Origin of the sequence: Asticcacaulis sp. (genome assembly GCF_035497195.1) — a bacterium.
In the GTDB taxonomy this organism is placed as follows: Bacteria; Pseudomonadota; Alphaproteobacteria; order Caulobacterales; family Caulobacteraceae; genus Asticcacaulis.
This window is the reverse complement of the sequence record NZ_DATJDZ010000002.1, coordinates 172,727-178,871: the sequence shown is the minus strand read 5'-3', so window position 1 is coordinate 178,871 and position 6,145 is coordinate 172,727. Positions and strand designations below refer to the sequence as shown.

The following is a 6,145-nucleotide window of genomic DNA, read 5'->3' as shown; positions in this document are numbered from 1 at the left end:
TCGCGCTGGGTCTTCTCCATCTGGCGCTTGACGCGCGAGCGGATCTTCTTCTCGACCTGGAGGACTGAGATTTCACCTTCCATCAACGCGTAGATCTTTTCCAGGCGCTTGGTGACGGACAATTGCTCCAGTAACGCCTGCTTATCCTGGATCTTGATGACCAGATGTGCGGCGATGGAATCGGCCAGCACATCGGCGTCGGTGATCTCGGCGATGGCGTTCAGCGATTCCGGCGGAATTTTCTTGTTGAGCTTGATATAGTTCTCGAACTGCTCGGCTACAGCGCGTTGTAGCGCTTCGGCGTCAGGCCCTTCGGCCAGGCTGGCGTCGAGCGGATAGGCCTCGGCTTCATAGTAGGCATCGGTGGAGACAAAGCGCTTGATACGCGCCCTGCTCTTGCCTTCGACCAGCACCTTGACGGTGCCATCGGGCAGTTTCAGCAATTGCAGCACATTGGCCAGCACGCCGATTTCATAGATGGCGTCGGCATCGGGATCGTCATCGCCGGAATTCTTCTGAGTGGCGAGCAGGATCTGCTTGTCGCCCTTCATGACCTCATCGAGCGCCTGCACGGATTTCTCACGGCCGACGAACAAGGGCACGACCATGTGCGGGAACACCACAATATCGCGCAATGGCAGCACAGGAATGGTCAATACGTCTAGCATAGGTACTCCTTCACAGACTCAGGCTACCGGATGCCTTGAGTGTAAACCTAAGGCTCTCAGGCTCAACCGAGTCTTAAAACAAATCGCGCCGTTTGCGGGAATATACGGGGGATAAGTCCCCTCGCCACCCCGATCAGGCGCCTTGAAATGAATGTGGGATAGATTGTGAAAGATTCAAGGCGGGCATCGGGTCATTACCCAGATCATAAATAAAAGGCGCGGCTCCCTGAACGGGACCGCGCCTTTTATTGCATATCGCAAGTGAGCCTTAAGCCGCACCACCACTACGCTTTTCAGCGTAGATCAGCAGCGGCTGGGCGCGTTCCTCGATGACCTCGCCATTGATGACCACTTCCTCGACGCCCTGCATGGTCGGCAGTTCGTACATGGTTTCCAGCAGGATAGCTTCGAGGATCGACCGCAGACCACGTGCGCCGGTCTTGCGCTGGATGGCCCGCTTGGCGACCCCCATCAGGGCTTCATCGGTGAAGTTGAGCGAGACATTTTCCATCTCGAACAGGCGCTGATATTGCTTGATCAGGGCGTTCTTCGGCTCGGTCAGGATCTTGACCAGGGTCACTTCGTCGAGGTCTTCCAGGGTCGCCAGAACGGGCAGACGACCGATGAATTCCGGAATCAGGCCGAACTTCATCAGGTCGTCCGGCTCGACATTGCGCAGGATTTCACCGGTACGACGATCTTCCGGGTCTTTCACCGTGGCGCCGAAACCGATGCTCGTGCCCTTGCCGCGACCGGAAATGATCTTTTCCAGACCGGCGAAGGCGCCGCCGCAGATGAACAGGATATTGGTCGTATCCACCTGCAGGAATTCCTGCTGCGGATGCTTGCGGCCGCCTTGCGGCGGCACGGAAGCGACCGTACCTTCCATGATCTTCAGAAGCGCCTGCTGGACGCCCTCGCCCGACACGTCGCGGGTAATCGAAGGGTTATCGGACTTGCGCGAAATCTTGTCGACTTCGTCTATATAGACGATGCCGCGCTGGGCGCGCTCAACGTTGTAATCGGCGGCTTGCAGCAGCTTCAGAATGATGTTCTCGACGTCTTCACCGACATAACCAGCTTCGGTCAGGGTGGTGGCGTCGGCCATGGTGAACGGCACGTCGATGATGCGTGCAAGGGTTTGCGCCAGCAGCGTCTTACCGGAGCCGGTCGGCCCGATCAGCATGATGTTTGACTTCGCCAGTTCGACATCATTGCCCTTCTGGGCGTGATTGAGGCGCTTGTAGTGGTTATGCACGGCGACCGAAAGAACCTTCTTCGCCTGGCCCTGGCCGATGACGTAGTCATCGAGGACTTCGCGGATTTCCTTCGGCGTCGGCACGCCGTCCTTTGATTTCACGAAGGCGATCTTGTGCTCTTCGCGGATAATGTCCATGCACAGCTCAACGCATTCATCGCAGATAAACACGGTGGGGCCGGCAATAAGTTTGCGCACTTCATGCTGGCTCTTTCCGCAGAAAGAACAATACAGAGTGCTTTTGCTGTCGCCCGTCGCGGCTTTGGTCATATGCTTCTTCACCTCAAGTGGCCGAGCTGCGACTCGCATAACATGAGTCGCCGGCCCTATTTACATGGTACCCTATCGCCGCAGCCCTTAACAAAGGCTGATTTTGGCACAGGCACCCCTTATATCCAACGTATCGATACGCATTTATGCACAGTTTAGACCACGCCTCAACCGGACAACACCTTCTACGCGTCGCTTAACTATCTTTATATGGGATAAGAGACGAAGATTGGAAGCCATACCGGTTGTCTTTGAAAGTTTTTGCCGCTTATGCTGAATAAAATCGCAAAAAAAACCGCAGGTTCCATTAAACGCGGCGCAAAGGCCACGCCTGATGTGAAAAAAGTTGTCGCTTTCGATTTCGACGGCACCCTGACCTATACGGACAGTTTTATAGCCTTTTTGCAGGCCTCAAAGGGTAACTTGCAAATGGCAAGCGCCCTCGCCTTCCAGCCGTGGATGCTGTACGACTATCTGAAAACAAAGGATCGCGGCGCCCTGAAAGCCCGGTTATTATACAAGCTGCTGGGGGATATTTCTCAAAGAGAGCTTGAAATCCTGGTCAAGGCTTTCGTCACCAAAACCGGGAAGGGCCTGTTTCGCCCGGATGCGCTGGCGGCCTGGCAGGCGCATGACCTGCCCGATCGCATCCGCGTCATCGTCACCGCCTCGCCGGAACTGCTGGTCGGTCCGTTTGGGCGGCTGATCGGCGCTAATCGCGTTATCGGCACGCGGCTGAAATTCTCCGAACGCGGCACATTATTGCCCGAACTGATCGGCGTGAATTGCCGGGGCGAGGAAAAGATGTGCCGCCTGCGCGAAACCTTCGGCGAAGCGCTTGATCTTGAAGCCGCCTATGGCGATACCGCCGGCGACACCGAAATGCTGGCCGGCGCCCGTCATGGCCATTATCGCGTTTTCACGCAAAAGCCATAAAAAAAACGGGCATCTGGATCAACCAGACGCCCGCTTGCATTGTAAAAGTCAGCAGTCGTTTACGAGGCGTCTTTCTCAGCGTCGGCGCGCTTCTCATAGACGTGGTCGATCAGGCCGAATTCCTTGGCTTCCTCGGCCGTCATATAACGGTCGCGGTCCAGGGTCTTTTCGATGGTGTCGTAGGACTGGCCGGTGTGCTTGACGTAGATTTCATTTAGCAGCTTCTTGGTCTTGCGCATATCCTCGGCCTGGATTTCGATATCCGAAGCCATACCGCGCGCGCCGCCCGAAGGCTGGTGAACCATGATCTTCGAATTTGGCAGCGAAATGCGCTGGCCCGCCTCACCGGCCTGCAGGATCAGCGAACCGGCGGAAGCCGCCATGCCCATACAGACGGTCGAGACCGGCGATTTGATGTATTGCATCGTATCATAGATCGCCAGGGCGGAGGTTACCTGACCACCGGGCGAATTGATGTACATCGAGATTTCCTTCTTCGGGTTTTCCGATTCAAGGAACAAAAGCTGGGCGCAGATCAGGCTGGCCATGCCATCTTCAAACGGACCGGTCAGGAAGATGATGCGTTCTTTCAGCATGCGCGAGAAAATGTCGTAAGAGCGCTCTCCGCGGCTGGATTGCTCGACGACCATGGGCACGAGGTTCATGGTCAGATGGTCTATAGGGTCGCGCATCACGAATCCTTATCTGGAATAAATATCGAAGCTGAGTGCAGATATAGGGCTAAAGTTCTTAACCGTAAGTGGATGCGTCCCAACCAGAACACAACTTGGCAATTTACCCACAGGATTTCAAGTGGCGATTGGCCCGGACCAGAGAAGCCTCAAGTTTTGCTATGCGGCGCCCGGCCATGCTTGCCGGTTTCATCAATCCCCTGCCCCTGGCTATGCGGCCGCCCTGATTGCGATTCCGGCAGGCGCCCTTCCTGAATATTGTCATCCTCCAGCGGGTCGTCGCGTTGAGACCGGTGGGCGGTGTCCGTCGGCGTGGCGCGCCTGTCAGCGCTGGGCTTGTTAGTGGCCTGTTCGGCTGTCGACATGAGATTTCTCCTTGTTTGCAAGCAGAAGAATAATTGCAGGGCGCATCAAGATTCAAAGCGGAATTGTACCGCTTGACAGTGAGGTAATGATTAAATATATAACCATTAAGTTATATATCTTGGAAGTTATGCAATGGCCTTCGATAGCCTTGACGCCACATTTATCGCCCTTGCCGATCCTACCCGCCGGGCGATCCTCAACCGGCTCGTGCAGGGTGAGGTATCGGTCATGGACCTGGCCGAACCCTTCGCCATGAGCCAGCCGGCGATTTCCAAGCATTTGAAGGTTCTGGAAAATGCCGGGCTGGTCTCGCGGGGACGAGATGGCCAGCGCCGGCCGGTCAGGGCCGAGCCTGCCCCTTTGCGTGAAGCTACGGCCTGGCTGGAAACCTATTGCGAACGCCTGGAAGGCAATTTCCAGCGCCTAGACGCCCTTCTGGAAGAAATGAAAGCAACCCAAACCAAGGAGAAACGCCATGATTGATGCACCAGACATTCTCGACTTCCCGGCGCAAAAGGTCGCACGGATTCACCTCACCGTTCCCAGCAATGAAATCATGGCGCATATGACGGCCGGGATTGCCGAAGTGCGTCAGGCTCTGGCCGATCAGGGCCTTAAACCCACAGGCGCCTGGCTGACACATCACTTCAAGGTTCCGGATCAAACCTTTGATTTTGAAATCTGTTTACCGGTTGATCAGGACGTAAAACCGCAGGGCCGGGTCACGCCGGGTGAATTGCGCGCCACGCGCACCGCCCGCACGGTTTACCACGGCGACTATGCCGGTCTGGGAAATGGCTGGGGTGAATTTATGAATTGGATCAAGGCTGAAAACCTGACCATGGCCGGTGATTTCTGGGAGGTCTACAGCCTAGGCCCGGATGACAGCACCAATCCGGCAGATTGGCGTACCCAACTCAATTGTCCCCTGGCTTAAGGAGCAAACCATGCACCCCATCATCAAAACCGTCGGTCAGTTGAGCGCCGCCCTGCCCTCTGACCGCGAGATCCGTATCACCCGCAGTTTCAACGCCCCGCGCCAGATGGTCTGGGACGCCCACACCAAGCCGGAACTGCTCAAGCGCTGGCTGCTCGGTCCGCCTGGCTGGGACATGCCGGTCTGCGACATTGATCTGCGTGTGGGCGGAAAATACCGCTATGAATGGCACTGGGACGGCAAGATGGCCATGGCGCTAAGCGGCACCTATCGCGCTGTCGATGCGCCGGCCCACCTCGCCGACACCCAGATGTTCGATGATAACTGGACGCAGGGCCCGGCCGACACCGATCTCACCCTGGTTGAAAAAGACGGCCTGACCTTGCTGACCATTGACATCAAATACGCATCGAAAGACGCCCGCGACCTGGCGCTGTCCACGCCTATGATGGAAGGCATGGAAGCTGGCTACGAGCGCCTGGAAAAGCTCTAGGCGGGCGTGTTAGCCTTTTTAACGGAGCAGTCGATCTTGCTGCACAGGCGTTTGGTAACGTCTGCCTGGAAGTCAGGCATCAACGCCATGACCACGGGCATAAGCTTTTGTGAAGCCTCCGGCACCTTGGCCATGATCGACTGACCGACCGGCGTTTCATAGAACTCATCCATCCTGGTCAGCTCTTCGACGGTGAAGATATCCGCGTAAACCGGAATCGAGGCTTCGGTCACTTTTTTCAGAAAATCATTGGTGCTTTCGGTGACCGCCTCGGTGGCCGCTTTAAACTCGGCGTCGGTCATGTTCGGTTGGCTTTGGCGCATCTGCGCCATCATGGCGGGGGTCATCTGGTTGACCATGCCTGACATCATCTCGTCGAAATGAATAGCAGCGAAGTATCGCTTCACCAAAGCCACTTTTTCAGGCGATGGCGCCACCACTGTTGCCGCTTGAGCCTGACAAACAGCGGGCACGGAAGCCAGCAGAACGCTGGCCATGAATATGGTGAGTAGTTTACGCATGAGA

Annotated in this window: 9 protein-coding genes; 4 read left to right on the top strand and 5 right to left on the bottom strand. The window is 56.3% G+C overall.

Annotation, left to right across the window (positions count from 1 at the left end; genetic code table 11):
• On the bottom strand, positions 1-668 hold a 668-nt coding region (locus tag VL130_RS00795), incomplete at its 3' end, for an LON peptidase substrate-binding domain-containing protein (RefSeq protein WP_325360078.1).
• 268 nt (positions 669-936) lie between these two features.
• Positions 937-2,196 carry an ATP-dependent Clp protease ATP-binding subunit ClpX gene (gene clpX, locus VL130_RS00790; RefSeq protein WP_325360076.1) on the bottom strand — a complete coding sequence of 420 codons (1,260 nt, stop codon included), beginning with the start codon at positions 2,194-2,196 and terminating at the stop codon, positions 937-939.
• Positions 2,197-2,532: 336 nt separating this feature from the next.
• Between clpX and VL130_RS00785 the strand changes: the two genes are divergently transcribed.
• On the top strand, positions 2,533-3,132 hold the full coding sequence (locus VL130_RS00785; protein WP_325360073.1) for an HAD-IB family hydrolase: 600 nt from the start codon (positions 2,533-2,535) through the stop codon (positions 3,130-3,132).
• 59 nt (positions 3,133-3,191) lie between these two features.
• Here the strand turns inward: VL130_RS00785 and VL130_RS00780 are convergent, their stop codons facing one another.
• Both VL130_RS00780 and VL130_RS00775 read right to left on the bottom strand, forming a co-directional pair.
• A complete protein-coding gene (locus VL130_RS00780) occupies positions 3,192-3,824 on the bottom strand; it encodes an ATP-dependent Clp protease proteolytic subunit (protein ID WP_325360071.1) in 633 nt (210 codons plus the stop codon).
• A 149-nt stretch (positions 3,825-3,973) separates the two neighbouring features.
• Complete coding sequence (locus tag VL130_RS00775) at positions 3,974-4,189, bottom strand: hypothetical protein (protein ID WP_325360069.1); 216 nt, start codon at positions 4,187-4,189, stop codon at positions 3,974-3,976.
• A 133-nt stretch (positions 4,190-4,322) separates the two neighbouring features.
• On the opposite strand from VL130_RS00775, the gene VL130_RS00770 reads away from it, so the two are divergent.
• Genes VL130_RS00770 through VL130_RS00760 form a run of 3 tightly spaced genes read left to right on the top strand, consistent with a single transcriptional unit; the run spans position 4,323 to position 5,620 of the window.
• Positions 4,323-4,673, top strand: coding sequence for a metalloregulator ArsR/SmtB family transcription factor (locus VL130_RS00770; protein ID WP_325360067.1), 351 nt, complete (start codon positions 4,323-4,325; stop codon positions 4,671-4,673).
• Positions 4,666-5,127: a GyrI-like domain-containing protein gene (locus tag VL130_RS00765; protein ID WP_325360065.1), complete on the top strand. Its 462-nt coding sequence runs from the start codon at positions 4,666-4,668 to the stop codon at positions 5,125-5,127. The genes VL130_RS00770 and VL130_RS00765 overlap by 8 nt, the downstream gene beginning before the upstream one ends.
• 10 nt (positions 5,128-5,137) lie before the next feature.
• Entirely contained in the window at positions 5,138-5,620 is a 483-nt protein-coding gene (locus VL130_RS00760; RefSeq protein ID WP_325360063.1) for an SRPBCC family protein, read from the top strand.
• Here VL130_RS00760 and VL130_RS00755 read toward each other — a convergent pair.
• Complete coding sequence (locus VL130_RS00755) at positions 5,617-6,141, bottom strand: DUF2059 domain-containing protein (RefSeq protein WP_325360061.1); 525 nt, start codon at positions 6,139-6,141, stop codon at positions 5,617-5,619. The two genes, VL130_RS00760 and VL130_RS00755, sit on opposite strands and share 4 nt — an antisense overlap.
• Positions 6,142-6,145 lie beyond the last annotated feature (4 nt).